The following is an 18,262-nucleotide window of genomic DNA, read 5'->3' as shown; positions in this document are numbered from 1 at the left end:
TCATGTTACAAATTTTTTGTATTGGCTGGATTTTAGGTATTTCTTTTATGGGGTTCATGTTTTGGAATCCACAACTCTCGACAGCTCAGTTGCTTTTTATTGTCCTGATTTGGCTAGTGCTACAGCTCTACATTTCACCAAAACTAAAAAGTATCTTTTCGAAAATCTTACAGCTCAGTACAAATCTTTGCATAGGTTCAATTCTCGGTTTTAGTTTCGCCAATACTCAACTCGATCAGCGTTTGGCATTGGTTGAACATCAGAGCAGACAAGGCGAGTTTATTGCGTATATTCCACAGATCAGCCAACTCAAAGACCAAGCAATTCAGCAAAAAATTGAAGTGCTCAATCTGAATCAGCAGATTCAATATTTTATGGCGTATTTACCCAAGTCAATTTTGCAAAATAATGAACAGACGATTCAGTTGGTCCCTGGACAATACTATCGTATGTATGGTGAATTACGACCTACCCAAAGCTATGTGACCGAAGGTGCATTTGACCAAGAAAGGTGGAGCATACAGCAAAATATACATGCCAGTTTAAAGGTGAAGTCGGTCGAACTTATACCATCTCGACATATGGTTGCTATGGGCTATGGGCAGCAGTATCAACGACATCAAGGTGTGCTACACCAGTTCAAAATAAAAGTCGAACAACAACGTTTATATTTAAGAGCGTTTATATACCAACAACCGCTGCAGAATCATGGCTTGCTGTTAGCGCTGCTTACAGGTGATAAAAGTTTACTCACTGAAGGCACCAGTGAGTTATTTCAACGCTTTGGGATGAGTCATTTACTGGCGATCTCTGGTCCGCATGTACTGGTTTTTGCTAGCATGCTCTGTTGGGCGATGCAGTTGGGTATCCGTAAATATTGTCCCAAAATCTATCTCAAATGGCCTAAACAATATGTATTGGTCGTGCCCTTTATCTTCTGTGTCCTTCTATATTGCGCATTTACTGGCTTTGAAATACCTGCACTGAGAACGCTGACGATCTGCCTAGTTGCAAGTAGCATGCTTTTGTTACGGCAAACCATTCAGCCTTTTCAACTGCTGATTTTTAGTGCCGCTATTTTATTGCTAGTGGACCCCTTTAGTATTTTATCCGCAGCATTTTGGTTGTCTTATGGCGCATGCTTTATTTTACTGCGGATTTATCAAACCTTAAGGAAGCATTTACTGGCTCAAACGGACGCCAGTTTTTGGCAAAAGTTAAAGCATTCAATGTGGTTGATGGTGGAATCACAATGGAAAATCTTTGTCGCTTTATTTCCATTGATGGTGATTTTTTTCAAGCAAGTGACTTGGATTAGCCCACTAAGTAATTTATTTGCCATCCCGTGGTTAGGGACTGTGGTGGTTCCTTTAGATATCATCGGAGGGGCACTTTCTTATATTTCTACACCTTTGGCGCATTTGGTTTTTTTATTCAATGATCTGTGTTTGGAAATATTGCATGTGTTTCTCTATGGCTTAGATCGACTCTTTGAACCAAAAATGCACGATGTCGCATTGACGTCAACTCAAATCATACTGTTGATACTCGTTGTAGTAATCTTATTTTTACCTGAAGGTATCTTGCCAAAATATTGGGCGGTCATTGCCTTTTTTGCTCTGTTTATCCCATGGAGAAATTCAGCAAACTTTCAACTTTCAATTTTAGATGTGGGGCAAGGGCAGGCGATCTATATCCGTTCTGTAGATCATCATATGATGGTAGACTTCGGTGGAAACTATGATGAAAGTCAATTTAGTGTCGGGCAAAATATCATCCGGCCATTTTTGAGTGTGAATGGTGTCCATCGACTAGATCGGGTGTTATTGACTCATTTAGATCAAGACCATAGTGGTGGCTTTTTCTCATTGGAGCAACGGCTTGATATTGGGCAGCTTTCAAGTAATGAACGGGTACAAACCACGAACCAAGCTCCACAGCGCATATGTCAGCGTGGTCAGCAGTGGAATTGGGATCAGCAAGTCTATTTTGAAATACTCTCGCCAAAGCCTGAAGATCTGAGAGATGCCCAATGGAATGCTAATGAACGCTCTTGTGTACTGTATGTGACGGTCAAAGGCGTCAATGGACCACAACATTTTCTATTGATGGGGGATGCGGGTTGGGAGACTGAATATCAAATATTAAGTGATTATCCAGACCTAAAAGTCGATGTCTTGGTACTTGGACATCATGGTAGTCAGCACAGTTCATCCTATGCATTTTTAACGCATTTTAAGCCCAAGTTGGCGATTGCTTCTGCCGGTCGGTTTAATCGTTATGGGCATCCTGCAAAGATGACCAAAACACGGCTCAAACAATTAGATATTCAACTCTTGCAAACAGCACAGAGTGGAAGTATTCATTTCAAGCAAAATAAACAGCAAATTGAACTAATTGAAGAGCGGACAAAGTATAAATGGCTCGATCTATATCGCAGGCTATCTAAAGAATCCGAATAGAAAAACTACTTCAAGTATATTGCTTGAAAATGTCATTCTGTCACATTTTTAATTTTTTGCTGTCTTTGATATTCCTCACGAATATCACGAATGCGTTGAGCGGCTTCCTCATCACTAATATTGTATAGATTTCTCAATTTTGGATTGGCTTTAAAGCGTTTATAGCTCCAGTGATAATGCTCTGGATAACGATGAATTAAATCTTCCACTGCTTTAAAGATAACTATAGAGCCATCATCTGCATTGCCTTGATAGATATTCTCATCCATAGGTTCGATATGCATATCAAAACCATGATTATCGTTACGAATGGCATACAGTAAGAGCGCACGTGCTTTGGTTTTTTGAATTAATTTTGCACTTAAGTTGCTAGTTTTTAGTGGAATACCAAAGTATGGAATCATTTCGCCGCCGACATTTGGCGTATGGTCTGGCAAGATCACAGTCGTCCCACCTTGTTTTAAGGCTTTGAAAATCTGACGTACACCTGATTCATCCGTAGGAACCAATATTGCTTGCTCACGGCTTCGAGCAGCACGGACAAAATTGTTGGCAGATTCGCTTTTTACAGGCTTGTACATGATGGTCATTTGAGTGTATTGCGCAACCCATGCATTCATGATTTCCCAAGTACCAAAATGTGGTACTACGAGTACAACGCCTTTTTGTAGGGTGAGCGCTTCATGTAAATATTCAGCGCCATGTACGTGATGAATTCGTTGAATATTTTTTTCTGTACTTGCACCCCAAATGTTAAAAAATTCAAAATAAGAACAAAGTTCGTTTCGAATCGCTTGTTTAGTGAGTTGAATGCGAGCTGACTCTGATAATTCAGGCAATGCAATTTTAAGATTGCGTTGAATCGTAGAGTAGGTTTTAGAGATTTTTAAAACATTGACTAACCCAGCCAAACCTTTTGCAATTAATCTTGAAATTTGAATAGGTTGACGGCTGATAAATTTTAACAGGTGATATGTGGTGTCCTGTGAATTTTGGTCGGTCATCTTATTTAAGTCTGAAAGAAATGAAAGAAAATTTAAAATAATTATAGGGGAAAATGAATTGATTAGACAGTTATAGCGATTAGCGTGTATATAATGACTACAAATTAACGACCAAATGGGTTTTTTTATGTCCGAATGGCCACCAAAACCTGAAGAAAAACAGCAAAGTTCTTCAAACAATATTCAGCAGCCAACTGGAAATGAATGGAAAATATTAGAAAAAGCCGTACTTTCTTCCGTTGAGGAACAACGTAGAGCACGTAGATGGGGTATATTTTTTAAATTTTTAACCTTTGCTTATTTGCTATTTATTATCATTGCGATGGCAAAAAGTTGCAGCATGTCATCATCAGATCCTGCAGCAACAGCGGGTTCACATATTGCCGTGGTTGATATCATTGGGACCATTGCAGCGGACAAGCAAAGTGTAAACAGCGCAAATACTATCAAAGCTTTGAAAAAAGCCTATGAAAACAAACAAAGCAAAGCGATTGTTTTAAATATTAATTCACCAGGTGGTTCACCTGTTCAGTCTGATGAAATTTGGCAAGAAATTCAGTACTTGAAAAAAGCCCATACCGATAAAAAACTGTATGCCATTATTGGTGATACAGGCGCTTCAGGTGCGTACTATATTGCGTCTGCGGCAGATGAAATTATTGTCAATCCTTCAAGTTTAGTGGGTTCAATTGGCGTGATCATGCCGAATTATGGTGTTAGTGGTTTGATGCAAAAATTCGGTGTAGAAGATCGCACCATGACTTCGGGTGAGAACAAAGCCATTTTATCCATGACTCAACCTGTAGATGCAGCACAAAAAGCACATGTTCAAGGTGTACTCGATAACGTTCATGCGCATTTTATTAATGCCGTGAAAGAAGGTCGCGGTAAGAAATTAAAATCGAATGATCCGGCTATTTTCTCAGGTTTATTTTGGACAGGTGATCAGGCTGTGAAGCTGGGTATTGCTGACCGTACAGGTAGTTTAAATAGCCTGAAACGTGAGTTGAAAACTGAAAAAGCTGTGAACTACACCATTGAAAATAGTCCATTTGATTCTGTACTTGGTCGTATGGGAAGTTCATTTGGTCAAAGTTTGGCAAGCGCATTGTCACAACAGGTTCAATCTGAAAACAGCACGAAGTTACAATGAAACCGTTAATTCATTTTGCGCACGCCAATGGCGTGCCATCACGGGTTTATCAAAAATTGTTTGATTTATTGAGTGATGAATATGATGTGATCTATGTGCCGCTACTTGGGCCAGATAAGCGTTACCCAATCGATAACCATTGGAAAAGCTTAACACAGCAAGTCATTGACAGTATTGTACGTCAGGCCAATGGTCGTAAGGTGATTGGATTAGGTCATTCATTAGGTTCGGTTTTAACATTTCAGGCTGCTTTACAACGCCCAGAATTGTTTGAACAAGTGTTAATGATTGATCCGCCTATGATCATGGGGAAAGAGTCTTTTGCTTTGCACATCGCAAAACTCCTCAAACTTAAAGTCCTCGATAAAATGTCCCCAGCAGGATTGTCGAAGCGTCGTCGTGATCATTGGGACAGCCGTGAACAAGCAGCAGAGCTTTTAAGGCCGAAAGGTTTTTATAAAGATTTCGATCCAGACTGTTATCAAGCTTATATTGATCATGCCTTGATGGACGATAAACTGCGTGGTGGGGTGGAATTGACGATTTCACGTGATGATGAAGTTCATATTTTTCGAACTAATCCTTCACTGTGGTGGTTACCTCATGCTCAACCGCAAGTACCTGTACAGCAGTTAATTGCAGAGCAGGGGCCATTTTTGGCACGTCACTTTCCCCAAATGGTCGAGAAAAAATTTGCGATTCCATTTAAAGTGGTTAGCGGCAGTCATATGTTTCCATTAGAAAAACCAGTAGAAACGGTTGAGTTAATCAAACAAATGTTAGCGGTTCATGCCAAACATGAATGATTGAATGTACTCAAATAAAAAAACGCATCCGAGGATGCGTTTTTTATTTCTATTTAAAATAGATAAAAACTGATTTTAAAACTTGCAGAATTGAACAGGTGCTTGCATCGGTTGATTGCGATATAACACCCCATCAGCAGTATGTTGGATCGTACCATTACAGATCCATTCTGCGACTTGAGGATAAATCACATGCTCAAGCATGTGAACCCGATCTGCCAGACTTTCAGCATGATCATGCACATTGACTTTAAGCACACCTTGAGCAAGCGCTTGGCCGGCATCTAGCTCTGCAGTCACGTAATGAACTGTACAGCCATGGAAGACATCACCAGTGTTTAACACACGTTGATGAGTATGCATGCCTTTATAATTTGGTAACAAAGAAGGGTGGATGTTAATCATTTTCCCTTCCCATGCTTTGACAAATTTTGGGCTTAAAATGCGCATAAAGCCTGCCAAAATCACCAAGTCAACATCCCAGTCGAGCAGTTGTTGATGCATCACATCATCAAAAGCTTCACGACTTGGATATTGTTTGTGTTCAATGATTGCAGTTGCAATCTTTGCTTTTTCTGCACGTTGCAGTGCAAAAGCATCAGGTTTATTGGAAATTACCCCAACGATTTGACCTGATAGATTGGCATCGATCAGGGCTTGCAGGTTAGATCCGCTGCCTGAAACAAGTACAGCAATTTTAATCATGAACGTTGCTTATGCGAAAACTACACGGATTTTTTCGTCAGCGCCTTCAACAGATTCAGCATTGTCTGCAATGTGACCGATTGTGAATGCTTTTTCGCCAAGGCTGTTGAGTAATTCAACAGTTTTGTCAGCATCTGCTGCATCAACTACGAGAACTATACCCACGCCACAGTTAAATGTGCGGTACATTTCAAATTGTTCAACACCACCTTCTTTTTGAAGTAGTTTGAACAATTCTGGCCATTCCCAAGATGCTTCATTGACTACCGCTTGAGCACCATTTGGCAGTACGCGAGGTAGGTTGCCTGGTAAGCCGCCACCCGTGATGTGTGCCATTGCGTGTACATCCACTTCTTTCAATAACTGAAGTATTGGTTTTACATAAATACGAGTTGGTTCCATTGCTGTATCTGCAAGTGGACGACCATCAACGATTTGAGTAAGGTCAACGTTTTTCACATCTAAAATTTTACGAAGAAGTGAATAACCGTTTGAGTGTGCGCCAGAAGATGCAACACCAACTAAAACGTCACCCGCTTTAACTTTAGAGCCATCAATAATTTTGCTTTGCTCAACTACACCTACGCAGAAACCTGCAAGGTCATAGTCTTCGCCTTCATACATACCTGGCATTTCAGCAGTTTCACCGCCAACCAATGCACAGCCTGCAAGTTCACAACCCGCACCGATACCAGTTACAACATTTGCTGCAACGTCAACGTTGAGGTGGCCAGTTGCATAGTAGTCAAGGAAGAACAGTGGTTCAGCACCACATACAAGAAGATCGTTTACGCACATTGCAACCAAGTCTTGACCAATTGTGTCATGACGGTTCAAATTCAATGCTAAACGCAATTTTGTACCAACACCATCTGTGCCAGATACGAGAACAGGTTCTTCATAACCTTTAGGAATTTTACAAAGAGCGCCGAAGCCGCCTAGGCCGCCCATTACTTCAGGACGTGCAGTACGTTTCGCGACAGATTTGATACGATCGACTAACGCGTCGCCCGCTTCAATGTCGACACCTGCATCTTTGTAGCTTAAACCAGTGTTTGGGGTAGAAGTTGAGTTGCTCATAATGAAGTCTCCGCATTCGCGCGGGGATTATAACCTGAATATGCAAAACTCTTATGCTATTTCGCACTAAAATGTTATCTTTATTAAAATATTTTCCTTTCTATAACGATTACATTGAAAAAAGGTGACTTTATATGGGTGATCGCACCTTGCGCCGAATATTTATTCTTGCTGGGATAGCATTGATCATATGGGTTTTATACTTATTAAAGCCTGTAGTTGTTCCTTTTATCGGCGCATTTCTAATTGCATATTTATTTAGCCCTTTAGTCGATAAATTACATAATATTGGCTTGCCGCGCTGGTTATCTATCAGTTTGGTCTTTATTGGAATTGGTGTTGCTATATTCCTTGCAATGTGGTTCCTCGTACCACTGGTATGGGAACAGTTGATGTATGCGAAAAACAATATTCCAAGCAATATTCATTGGGTCAACTATACATTCCTGCCGTGGTTATCAGAGACATTTAATCTTGTACCGATGGAAATTGATACAGAGCAAATGTCAGCAGCGATCATGGAGTATATTCAAACCAACTATAGTGCAGACAGTATCCAAGCCATGTTGTTAAAAGTGGCACAATCGGGTCTGAATTTCATACAGATTGGTGGCACGATTGTCTTAATTCCAATCATAGCTTTCTATTTCTTATTAGATTGGGAGCGTATGTTAGAAAACATGCGTCGACTTATCCCACGTAAATATGAAAAAAGCACGCTCACAATCGTGGGCGAATGTCATGAAGTTTTAGGTGCATTTGTAAAAGGCCAATTCTTGGTAATGTTCTTATTGGGCGTTGTTTATGCGGTTGGACTTCAATTAGTCGGTATTGAGGTTGGTATCATCATTGGGATGATTGCGGGTCTAGCCAGTATTATTCCGTATTTGGGTTTTGCGGTTGGTATTATTTCGGCAATTGTGGCTTGCTTGTTCCAATTCGGTTTGGATTGGGTGCATTTAGCCTTAGTTTTAGTTGTCTTCATGGTGGGACAGGCGATAGAAGGCTATATCCTACAGCCGTTCTTACTGGGTGACAAAATTGGTTTGTCTCCAGTAGCCGTGGTTTTTGCAGTACTTGCAGGCGCACAATTGGCAGGACTGCTCGGAATGCTCATTGCATTACCAGTCGCAGCGATTATTGTGGTGTTATTACGTCATGCGCGTGAAAATTATGAGAAAAGTAATTTATACCGAAATGATGTACTCGTGGTGAATGATGCTGAAATTGGCACATTAAGCGTAGAAACCGATCAAATTGCTGTCGATATCGAGCTCAAAAATCAGTCTGCAAATTCGCTGCAAGATCCTGAAATTTCGAGTAACATTGAACGATCAGAACATAAAGATTGATAAGGCCAAAATATAGATATGCGTCAATTGCAGTTAGATATAGAACCTCAGCTCGATGCCCGAATTAGTGATTTTTCTGGGCCGAGTTGGGGACATGTAATCGATGGTGTACGTCAATTACATGCAGGATTAATGAATCGTTTCTATATCTATGGCGGAGCTGGCACAGGAAAAAGCCATTTACTGTCTGCAATATGTGATTCATATTTAGAAATTGGCAAATCAGCAATTCAAGTTTCATTGCTTGAATTGCTCGATGCGCCCACTGAAGCGATTACTTCGCTAGATCGCTATGACTTGGTGGCTTTAGATGATATTGAAGCCATCAGTGGAGTTCCACATTGGCAAAAAGCCGTTTTTCACCTGATTAACTATAATAACGAAGAAGGTGGTCAATTGGTCTTTTCATCTCGACTGGCACCAATTGAACTCAAACTTGAACTGCCAGACCTACAGTCTCGATTAACTCAGGCTGTTAGTGTGAAAGTGCCGAATGGTAGCTTATACGCAGACCGTCAAGCGCTCGTTAACTCTGTTTTAGCGCGACGTGGCATCCATATGGATCAACAAATTGTGGATTATTTGTTGGCACATGGGCCGCATCAGGCGTCTATTTTACTTCGCTCTTTAGAACAACTTATTCAGATGTTAAAAGGTGAAAAAGTCAAATTGAGTCATGCCAATTTAAGACAGATTTTTGCCCTAATTGATGAATATCGGTAAGCAATAAAAATTCTTGAGTAATTACTCAAGCTGTGACAAAGTACATAAAAATATTTTAATGTTGCAAGGATTGTGCAACTTAAGAATAAAAAGATAAAAAATATTTAAGGAGATGGATATGCTCAAACAGAGCATAGGCATTGGCATGCTTCTCATGGCAGGTCATGCATTTAGCGCAGAAATTATCGTTACAACTACTGAAGATGTTGTAAAGGATGACAAGGAATGTTCACTTCGTGAAGCCATAGAATATATCAATAATGGTATGCCAGAAGCCGGATATAATGGTTGCGGGGGTAAAGACGCCTATGCCTCAATTTCTCTGAAAAAAAATGAAGTTTATAAACTCACTAAAAAAATTGATATTAAAGCGGAATTGAACCTGAAAACGGTGTATGACACTAACGTCAATGAAGATGTCGTACTCGGTCTCAATAATGCCGTCATTGAAATGACCGGTAAGGATCAAATTTTTAATATTAATGACGGCGAAAAAGAACTAATTGCGATCAATTTTAAAGAAATTTCATTTAATGGATGTAAGCAAGATCAATGCGCTGATAAGGGCGGCATCATTTTTAATAATGAAAAACTCACACTTGAAAATGTAAAGTTTGAAGATGGCTATGCACGACTTGGTGGTGCAATCTACAATGTTGGATTTTCAGAAGATGGCGCAGCTGTAGCCAGCCGTCTATATATACGAACCACGATTTTTCAAAACAACAAAGCGGTAGATGGTGGCGCAATTTACTCAGAAGCACCTGCTTATGAAATCTATACATCTTTATTTAAAAATAATGAAAGCACTTCTGCTCGAGCGATTGTTTACAATCAAAATGGGCTCGCAGACATCAGCAAGTTGGTGTTCAGTAACCCTCAAAATATCATTGCCAATAGTACCTTTTTCAAAAACAAAGGTTTTGCTGTCAACTTACGTGATGGTTTAGCACTCAATAATATTACAGTACTGAAGAACAGTGGTGGTATCGAACTAAATAGTACCTCTGAGCATGCTTATTTAGCCAATAGTGTGGTGATTGGTAATGCGCTCAGTGGTACCGCTCAAGATTGTAAAGTCGTGAACTCAGGAACAGACCAATCTGTTTTTTATAACAACTTAGTGGCTGCGAGTTGTCCTGTTGGACCTGCTGCAAATTTAAATGATGTGTGGTCTGGGACAAGTTTAATCGCGGGTGAAGATGAAGGTAGCTGTAAAACCTTAACAGAAGATCGTAATGCACTTTTCTGTCCATTTACCACAGCAAATAACGCATTTATTGGTTATTTACGTCCTCGTATTTTATTAGATTACGAAACGATTTTCTCAAGCCCGATATTAAATAAGGGCAAGACCACAGCAGATGGCAATGAGCATCATGTGTATTGTGAGTCTTCTGATCAGCGTGGAAAAAATCGTAATTTGGATGATGTTTGGTGTGATCGTGGTGCCATCGAAATTGTGGTTCCTGTGAGCATGCCTCGATTAGGTAAAGACATTCGTACAGGTGAAGTGGCCAAGTTTAATATTTTAGATGCATTAGGTGACAGTGATTTAATTCCAAAAGAAGAATGTACAAAAGTGATGGGTATGGCAAATCCAACGGGTGAGCCATGGCAAGATGGTTGCCCAATAATTGTACAAAGCACCGAATCTAAAGGTAAATTTACACTGAATTTGAATGGTGATTTTGAATACACGCCAAATGGAAATTGGCATGGCGCAGATATTTTTGAATTGCGTGTGGTGACGTCTTCAACCCGTTTTAATACTTCGGCAAAAAATTATTTAGCTGCAGTAGTGCGTATTTTCCAAGAACCAAACAATGAAATGGAAAGTAAGACTGTTAAAACATCGGGTGGTGCTCTAGGCTGGGCGAGTATTTTTGCGCTGCTTGGCTTAGTTGGATTTCGTCGCTTTAAAAAATAGTCTGGATAGAATTAAGGACAGCACATGAAAAATTATAAAAAAGGATTGCTGGCGGTCATGGTCCTTGCGGCTATGTCATCTATGGCAGCGACAAGTAACATCATCAAAGTTACGACCTTTGATGATGAAAATGGAGAAAATCTCAATCAATGTTCTTTACGTGAAGCAATTGAAACTGCGCGTAAAAACAAATCTTTTGGTGGATGTAATGTCGGCAATCCAAATAATGGGCAGACCGATTATATTCAACTTGAAGCAGGTGAATATCTTCTGACCAAAGGTGAGTTAGTTCCGCTCAATCAGATCGTGATTGAGGGGAAAAGTCGCTTTAACTATGATTCAAAAAATTTACTGACGCAGAAATTTCCTGCCTATGAGGATATTAGAACGACGATTAATGCCCAAGGCAAATCGCGTATTTTTAATACTTCACGCTCAGAAGCCAACTTTATCGTCAATAATGTTCGCCTTACTGGCGGTATGGCAGAAGACCGAGGTGGTGCCTTGTATTTAGGGGGAGCATTTACCTTAAATAATGGTGCGATAGAAAACTCTCAAGCCAAAGTTGCTGGCGGTGCAATCTACTCCGTTGCGCATAATATGTCGAAAAAAACATTATTGGTGAGCAGCTTAGTTCAGGGGAACATCGCACCTAAAGGTAGTGTTGTCGCTATGGACTGTATCGGGAACTTAGGGGATACCCAGCCTGAAATTGTGTTCCAGCAAAGCAGTATTATTCAAAATGGTTCATCGACGAGCAATAGTGTGATGGACTTCTGTGGAAATGCCAAGGTTGAACTGACAGCAAATACGATTGCAAAAAACCAAGCAAATCCAAGTACGGGTAGTATTATCCGTGCCATTTCTCAGGGAACGGAACGTTTAAGTGCTTTCTCTAGCTTCGTTTTAACCAGTAATACAATAGTCGAAAATAATGCGGCTAGTACGTATTATTATGATAACAATGGTACAAAGGCTTGGTATTTCAATGTATTGGCCTACAATACTGGTGGAAAATCTTGTCGCTATCTGAATAATGCTGTACCTGATAATAGTCAAAAATTTGTTGCAAGTAATAACGCTTTTGAACTGGCAGCCGCACAGTGTGATTTACCCGAAAGTGTACTGAATAGTACGGAAAGCTTTCTGCAAAACCATGATGTAAGTAGCTATGCTATGGGGACTTTATTAAGCGCCCTACAAACAAAATCTGCTTATAACTTGTATTTACCTTTGTATTACCCGAAAGCAATCGGCAGCGGTTTTGACTTGATCAATCTTGGCTTAGAAGGTTGTAGTGATGCGGATCAACGGGGCATTTTGCGGATCACAGATGGTACTTTACAGTTATCACCTACGCAAAGAAACACATGTGAGATTGGTTCGGTTGAGTTAATGAATTTAACCGCAGCAGATATGGCAGAGATTACCAATGAGTCTTTAACAGCTCTACAAGATAAGTATCAAAATACAATTGATGCATTGAAAAAGGATATCGACGATCCAGATTATGCAGAATATAAAGTTGCCAATCAGGATGATTTAACAAAGTACGAAGCGGTATTAAGTGCATTAAAAAATAACCTTAAATATCGTGCGGTTTATTTTGATCCATTCCCAGCATCATTACCTCAAGAAGAGTCTGTGAATGGTAGTGCTGAAACACGACAAATTACCTTAAATGCTGACAACTATACCGTGACGACTTCACCAATCGGCATTGGTAGTGAAATTACGGTGTCTAGTACAGGCGAAGCAAGTATTGTGGGTAATCCACCACATGACCTGCACTGTGATTGGGATGCTGGAATAAAACAAATCGTTATATATCGCACCAGTGGGGCAACAACAGCACCTACCGAATACGGTTTTTGTAAATATACGCTAAAACAAAAGACAGGGAGTCAGGCGGAATCCTCTGGTGTAGTACGTGTGGCATTTAAAAATATGACCCCAGTGGCCAAAGCTGCCCAATATACGATTAGTCCGTCAAATAATTTGTCTGTTACCGTCAATAATTTATTAGAAAATGCTAATGATGATGGTGATGGTCCAGTTGCATCTATGCCAGCGGGTAAATCGGTATGGCATAAAAATGAAGAAGGCCAAATTATTCCAATTCGTTTTACGAAAATCCCTGCAGGTTTGAACTTTGAAGCTGAGTATAGTGGCAGTTGTCCGGTAAGTTATTTAAAGGAAACTTGTTACGGTGGAAAAATTACCTTCTCAGTAAAAAATGGCTTCAGTCAGTTCGACTATCCTGTTGAATATAGCGTTATTGATAGTGATGGTATTGCCTCAAGTAATGCAATTCTGACCCTTAAGAATACCGCGAAAAACACCAACTCTTCTTCTAGCGGCGGTGGCTCTATGGGAGTATTTGGATTGCTGGCATTGATTGGTTTAGGTGTGTATCGTCAGCGTCGGTTGAGCAAGTAAGACAATAAAAAAGCCTCGATAAGAGGCTTTTTTATGGCTTAGCTAATGTAATGGATTTGATTTTCACAACATACTGTTGTTTTTAATTAGTGAACGACAGCGATAGGCTGTAAATATTTATTGATATACTCATCGCGAATAGCAGGTCGTTCATCAGGACTAGCTTTTTGCATACGTGTCGCGAGTTCTTTACGTTCTAAAGTACTCATTTTTTGCCATGTTTCGCGCATACGCTGCTTTTCACTGTCCGGAAGTTGGGTGAACCAATCCATGCGCTGTTGCAAGCTGACACGTTGATCTGCAGGAATCTCTTTGAGTGCCTGATACTTTTTAATTAAAGTCTGTTGTTCTGCTTCAGATAGCGAATCCCAAGTTTCATTAACTTGAGTATCTGCATCTTTTGAAAAAATCCAAAAGCGATCAAAGCCAGCAAAACTGGTTTGCAAAAAACTAAAAGCACAGAATGCAATTGCTAATTTTTTAGCTGCCATGTGGAACTTTGTCCTCACCCAGAACCATCAACATTTCAAGATCTTCCACCATTTGAGGGGAGAGCTTAGGGGTTGAAATCACCTGATTTTGTGGTTTGTCATCCAGTACAGTCGCATTCGGTAAAATGACAAAACCTGCAATTGCTGCTGCAAGTGCAAAGCCAGACATTTTCCAGAAACCATAACGAGAAGTTTCGCGCTGATGAATATCTTCAAGCACGTTATTCATGACAGTTGCTTTGTCTTTATGGTGCTGTGCGAGTCCATCAAGTTTGGAAGTTACTTGCTTTAAGAAATCATCTTGTTTCATTCGGATGATCCTCCCATATGTGGATTCAAATGTGCCAAAGCGGTACGTAAACCTTGAATGGCACGGTGGTAATGTGTTTTCACACTGCCTTCGGAACAATTCATAATTTCTGCAGTTGTATGCGTATCAAAACCTTCCCAAGCTCGCAACATAAATGCTTGTTGCTGGCGGACTGGAAGTTCTGCGATAGCATCTTGTATTTCCTCTGCAGTGACAGCCTGATCCAGAAAGTCGAAAGGGTTTGGTGTAGATTCATCTACAACATCCTGTATTTCGACATCGTCGTCATCTAGGCTGACTTTTCTAAATAAGGAAAACGGCTGCGAACGACGTGCTTCTTTTCGACGCCAGTCTTGCAGCTTGTTATTTAAAATGGTGTAAAACAGGGGATACCATTCCTCTGTGGACTTTTCAGCATAAGCTTTATGTAAGGAAATAAAGGCTTCTTGCACCAAGTCCATGGCAATGCCATGTTGACCGTGCGTTGCACTTTCCATCATTACTAAAGCACGCCCCGTCACTTCATTCATGAAGTTTTTCAGGCGAGACTCAGCCGTGCTTTTTAAAACACTGCTGTCTTGCGTCTCGGACTTTTTGGGTGCTAAATCCATAGAGATGGAAAATCCTGTCATCGGATACCCACCATTATTTCCATATTCATATACAAATAACGATGGAAATAACGGTTAGGTTGACAAAAAGAATTATTATTTTTTCTAGTGTAGTCTATTTTTTTCAGGCTTAAGCGCTAAATACAATAAAATAACGATTTTACTGACGCTGACGTACCATTTCAAAAAAACAGATCGAGCCAGCAATGGCTACGTTTAGTGATTCTTGACCACCCGGTTGAGGAATCGCTACGGCTTCTGCATGTTGTAATGCATACTCAGAAACACCTTGACCTTCATTGCCTAAAATCCACACACATTGTTTGCGCAAATTTTTGCTATATAGGTTTTCAGACTGATGTGAGCTTGTTGCATACACTGGAATTTTGAATTTCGTCAAAATATCTTCAAGGGCAATATTTTCAAAGGTATTTAATGAAAAATGTGCGCCCATACCTGCGCGTAATACACGCGGTGACCAGAGTGATGCAGAGCCTTTGGTACAAACGACTTGCTCAATACCCGCTGCGGCAGCAGAACGGAGTAGGGTACCTACATTACCAGGGTCTTGAATGTTGTCTAAAATTAAGGTGTCTTCACTGAAGTTAAGCGCTTCACTTGAACTTGGTAAATCCACAATCGCTAAGCAAGCAATAGATGTTCCAAGTGTACTGATATCTTTGTATAAAGATTCACTTAGAATGAACACCGCACCTTGATATTGTTCCGCAATGCGGTCGAAGTCGGCATGATTAATTGCTTGTTCAGTGGTGAAAATCGATTTGATTGGACGTTTTGAGTCTAACCATGACAACACCAAGTGTGTGCCTTCCAAAACAGTTTGACCTTGTTTTTTACGGTAGGCATTTTGTTCGATTAAGCCACGGAGGTGCTTAATTTTCGGGTTGTCTTTTGATTCGAGATAAATCAGAGCCATGAGGGAGATATCCACGAAAGTCAGCAAAAATACTGACTTTCGTTATTAGAAATTAATTATGGTATGAAGTAACTAGGTCAACTTCGTTTTTAGAACCAATAATCACAGGAACACGTTGATGAAGTTCTGTTGGTTGGATGTCTAGAATGCGGACACGGCCTGTTGTAGAAGCACCGCCAGCTTGTTCCATCAACATACTCATTGGGTTTGCTTCGTACATTAAACGTAGACGGCCTGCTTTTTTCGGATCTTTGAAGTCGTATGGATACATGAAGATACCGCTACGGCAAAGAATACGATGAATATCACCCACCATGCATGCGACCCAACGCATATTGAAGTCTTTTTCACGCGGGCCAGTTTTACCTGCAAGAAGTTCGTCGATATAACGTTTTACAGGTTCTTCCCAGTGACGTTGGTTCGATGCATTAATTGCATATTCTTTAGTGTCTGCTGCAACCGCAATCGCATCTTTAGTTAATAAGAATTCTTTGCTTTCTGGATCAAAAGTAAAGAATACTACGCCAGCACCGACAGTTAGAGCCATCATTGTTGATGGGCCATACAGTACATAACCTGCAGCCGCTTGGTTAACACCCGCTTGCATGAAATCTTCAGCTTGCGTTACCGCATTTTTTGCAGGAAGAATTGAGAAAATTGTGCCGACACACATGTTGATATCGATGTTGCTTGAACCATCTAATGGGTCAAATAAGACAAGATAATCGCCATTTTCTTGAGCTGGCGTGAATTCATCTAATTCTTCAGAAGCCAAACCACCAACATGTGGATGAACTTTTAATGCATCGATGAGGTAATCATTTGAAATGACATCAAGTTTCTTTTGTTCTTCACCTTGAACGTTTTCGTGTTGCGCGCTACCCAATACACCAGCCAAAGCACCTTTTTGTAAAAGAAGGTCGATGTCTTTGCATGTATTACCAATTGTTTCAATAACTTGTGCTAATGCAGGAGTAAGATTACCACTTTGTTGTTGTAGAAATTGGGAAAGGGTGAGATTTGACATAACCGGAAAACTCCAAATATTAATTTATCAAAAATGATAAAAATGTGATTGTGCAACATTTTAGATGAGAACGATGGAAAAGAAAAATTAAACTAGACTATTTGTCGTGATTTTACCCTTGCAAGTCCTGAATAACATGCTATGTTGAATCTAATGTATAAATCGAAAGACAGGGAGCACAACAATGACCACACAAAAATTTGATGCGACTCCGACTGCAACTGAGGGATTGAATTTAGACGATATTTCTGCGGATACCGTAAAAGCTGCTTGGAGCAGTTACGAAGCAAAAGCAGAGTATAAAAAGTTCAATAAACATGATCTCATTGAGTCGATGCAAACAGAAAAAGAAAATGCTGAACATCCAGAAGCAGAAGCATAATGATTTGGATTATTAAGCTAATTTTCTAGTTGGTAAAGCTAAGGATCTCGTTTTAAAAGTCGTTTATTTGTATTTTTAATTGGTATTTTCTTAAAGTTCTAAAGCCGCTAACTGAATTTATCCTGAGTTAAAGGGCTAAAATGAGTTAAGGACAGAACGTTGCAAATGAAACGATATAAATTAAATGATACGGGTTAAATCAAAAAAGCACTCATTAATGAGTGCTTTTTTTTAGCTCAGACTTTTTCAAGTCTTATTTAAGTAGCGGAGGAACAGCTTCGTAGTTAATTTCTACGCGGCGGTTTTCTTTCCATGCATTTTCATCATGACCCGCATTGATTGGCATTTCTTTACCATAGCTGACTGCTTCAAGCTGGTTAGGGCTTACACCTGTTGTAATCAGGAAGCTTTCAACAGCTTTGGCACGACGTTCACCAAGTGCCATGTTGTATTCACGAGTACCACGTTCATCGGTGTGACCTGTTAAAGCTACGCGTGAGTTTGCATTAGCAACAAGGAACTGAGCATGAGCTTGAAGGGTTTGTAAGTCTTCATTGCTAAGCTCGGTACTGTCGTAGTCAAAGTGTACTACGCGCTTCGCTAAAAATGCTTTATTCGCTTCAGTTACACCTTTCGATGATGCACCTGCAAGGTTTTGTGCATTGAGTGCTGCATCTTCACTTAAGCCTGAAGTGTTTACAGTGGTTGAGCCATTTGGGTTTTGTCCTGCTTGTACATCTGCTGCAGGTTTACGGCTGGCACAACCAGTCATTACTAATGCTGTAGCTAAAACAGGTAGCGCAATCAGTTTCATTGCTTTCATATTGATCTCCATGACGGTTATTTATGA

Annotated in this window: 17 protein-coding genes; 8 read left to right on the top strand and 9 right to left on the bottom strand. The window is 40.2% G+C overall.

Features of this window, described 5'->3' with window-relative positions; all coding sequences use genetic code 11:
- Positions 1-2 precede the first annotated feature (2 nt).
- Positions 3-2,462, top strand: a complete 2,460-nt coding sequence (locus tag FTT85_RS11235; RefSeq protein WP_180183567.1) for a DNA internalization-related competence protein ComEC/Rec2 — start codon at positions 3-5, stop codon at positions 2,460-2,462.
- Positions 2,463-2,494: 32 nt separating this feature from the next.
- Here FTT85_RS11235 and FTT85_RS11230 read toward each other — a convergent pair whose 3' ends face one another.
- Complete coding sequence (locus FTT85_RS11230) at positions 2,495-3,466, bottom strand: lysophospholipid acyltransferase family protein (protein WP_180183566.1); 972 nt, start codon at positions 3,464-3,466, stop codon at positions 2,495-2,497.
- Between the two features lie 127 nt (positions 3,467-3,593).
- Between FTT85_RS11230 and sppA the strand changes: the two genes are divergently transcribed.
- Positions 3,594-4,619, top strand: coding sequence for a signal peptide peptidase SppA (sppA, locus tag FTT85_RS11225; protein ID WP_180183565.1), 1,026 nt, complete (start codon positions 3,594-3,596; stop codon positions 4,617-4,619).
- Entirely contained in the window at positions 4,616-5,425 is an 810-nt protein-coding gene (locus FTT85_RS11220) for an alpha/beta fold hydrolase (protein WP_180183564.1), read from the top strand. The genes sppA and FTT85_RS11220 overlap by 4 nt, the downstream gene beginning before the upstream one ends.
- Before the next feature lie 75 nt (positions 5,426-5,500).
- Here the strand turns inward: FTT85_RS11220 and purN are convergent, their stop codons facing one another.
- Together purN and purM are read right to left on the bottom strand one after the other, a co-directional pair.
- Complete coding sequence (gene purN, locus FTT85_RS11215) at positions 5,501-6,130, bottom strand: phosphoribosylglycinamide formyltransferase (protein WP_180183563.1); 630 nt, start codon at positions 6,128-6,130, stop codon at positions 5,501-5,503.
- Between the two features lie 9 nt (positions 6,131-6,139).
- Positions 6,140-7,210 carry a phosphoribosylformylglycinamidine cyclo-ligase gene (gene purM, locus FTT85_RS11210; RefSeq protein WP_180183562.1) on the bottom strand — a complete coding sequence of 357 codons (1,071 nt, stop codon included), beginning with the start codon at positions 7,208-7,210 and terminating at the stop codon, positions 6,140-6,142.
- Between the two features lie 134 nt (positions 7,211-7,344).
- Here purM and cxpE point away from each other — a divergent pair, with 134 nt between their 5' ends.
- The 4 genes from cxpE (at position 7,345) to FTT85_RS11190 (ending at position 13,654) form a co-directional block, all read left to right on the top strand.
- Positions 7,345-8,562 carry a chloramphenicol efflux transporter CxpE gene (cxpE, locus tag FTT85_RS11205; protein ID WP_180040181.1) on the top strand — a complete coding sequence of 406 codons (1,218 nt, stop codon included), beginning with the start codon at positions 7,345-7,347 and terminating at the stop codon, positions 8,560-8,562.
- Positions 8,563-8,580: 18 nt separating this feature from the next.
- Complete coding sequence (gene hda, locus FTT85_RS11200) at positions 8,581-9,285, top strand: DnaA regulatory inactivator Hda (protein ID WP_078190380.1); 705 nt, start codon at positions 8,581-8,583, stop codon at positions 9,283-9,285.
- Positions 9,286-9,403: 118 nt separating this feature from the next.
- Complete coding sequence (gene rbtA / locus FTT85_RS11195; RefSeq protein WP_180183561.1) at positions 9,404-11,215, top strand: rhombotarget A; 1,812 nt, start codon at positions 9,404-9,406, stop codon at positions 11,213-11,215.
- 24 nt (positions 11,216-11,239) lie between these two features.
- Entirely contained in the window at positions 11,240-13,654 is a 2,415-nt protein-coding gene (locus FTT85_RS11190; protein WP_180183560.1) for a CSLREA domain-containing protein, read from the top strand.
- An 86-nt stretch (positions 13,655-13,740) separates the two neighbouring features.
- Here the strand turns inward: FTT85_RS11190 and FTT85_RS11185 are convergent, their stop codons facing one another.
- The 5 genes from FTT85_RS11185 to FTT85_RS11165 form a co-directional block, all read right to left on the bottom strand.
- Complete coding sequence (locus FTT85_RS11185) at positions 13,741-14,145, bottom strand: DUF3106 domain-containing protein (protein WP_180183559.1); 405 nt, start codon at positions 14,143-14,145, stop codon at positions 13,741-13,743.
- Complete coding sequence (locus FTT85_RS11180; RefSeq protein ID WP_078190377.1) at positions 14,135-14,455, bottom strand: hypothetical protein; 321 nt, start codon at positions 14,453-14,455, stop codon at positions 14,135-14,137. The genes FTT85_RS11185 and FTT85_RS11180 overlap by 11 nt, the downstream gene beginning before the upstream one ends.
- Positions 14,452-15,066 (bottom strand): RNA polymerase sigma factor, encoded by a 615-nt coding sequence (locus FTT85_RS11175; protein ID WP_111883945.1) that lies wholly within the window; start codon positions 15,064-15,066, stop codon positions 14,452-14,454. Before FTT85_RS11175 ends, FTT85_RS11180 begins: the two co-directional genes overlap by 4 nt.
- Positions 15,067-15,226: 160 nt before the next feature.
- The gene (locus tag FTT85_RS11170) at positions 15,227-16,003 is read right to left on the bottom strand and encodes an RNA methyltransferase (protein ID WP_078192042.1); all 777 of its coding nucleotides are present in this window, start codon (positions 16,001-16,003) and stop codon (positions 15,227-15,229) included.
- 52 nt (positions 16,004-16,055) lie between these two features.
- Complete coding sequence (locus FTT85_RS11165) at positions 16,056-17,030, bottom strand: class 1 fructose-bisphosphatase (RefSeq protein ID WP_078192041.1); 975 nt, start codon at positions 17,028-17,030, stop codon at positions 16,056-16,058.
- Positions 17,031-17,214: 184 nt separating this feature from the next.
- Between FTT85_RS11165 and FTT85_RS11160 the strand changes: the two genes are divergently transcribed.
- Positions 17,215-17,412 carry an NF038105 family protein gene (locus FTT85_RS11160; protein ID WP_078190373.1) on the top strand — a complete coding sequence of 66 codons (198 nt, stop codon included), beginning with the start codon at positions 17,215-17,217 and terminating at the stop codon, positions 17,410-17,412.
- Positions 17,413-17,665: 253 nt separating this feature from the next.
- Here FTT85_RS11160 and pal read toward each other — a convergent pair whose 3' ends face one another.
- Positions 17,666-18,235: a peptidoglycan-associated lipoprotein Pal gene (pal, locus tag FTT85_RS11155; protein ID WP_168378062.1), complete on the bottom strand. Its 570-nt coding sequence runs from the start codon at positions 18,233-18,235 to the stop codon at positions 17,666-17,668.
- Between the last annotated feature and the right edge of the window lie 27 nt (positions 18,236-18,262).

The sequence above is a fragment of the Acinetobacter sp. YH01020 genome, from assembly GCF_013420275.1.
Taxonomy (GTDB): domain Bacteria; phylum Pseudomonadota; class Gammaproteobacteria; order Pseudomonadales; family Moraxellaceae; genus Acinetobacter; species Acinetobacter amyesii.
Note: the sequence above shows the minus strand (reverse complement) of the source record. Positions and strands in the feature narration are given on the sequence as shown.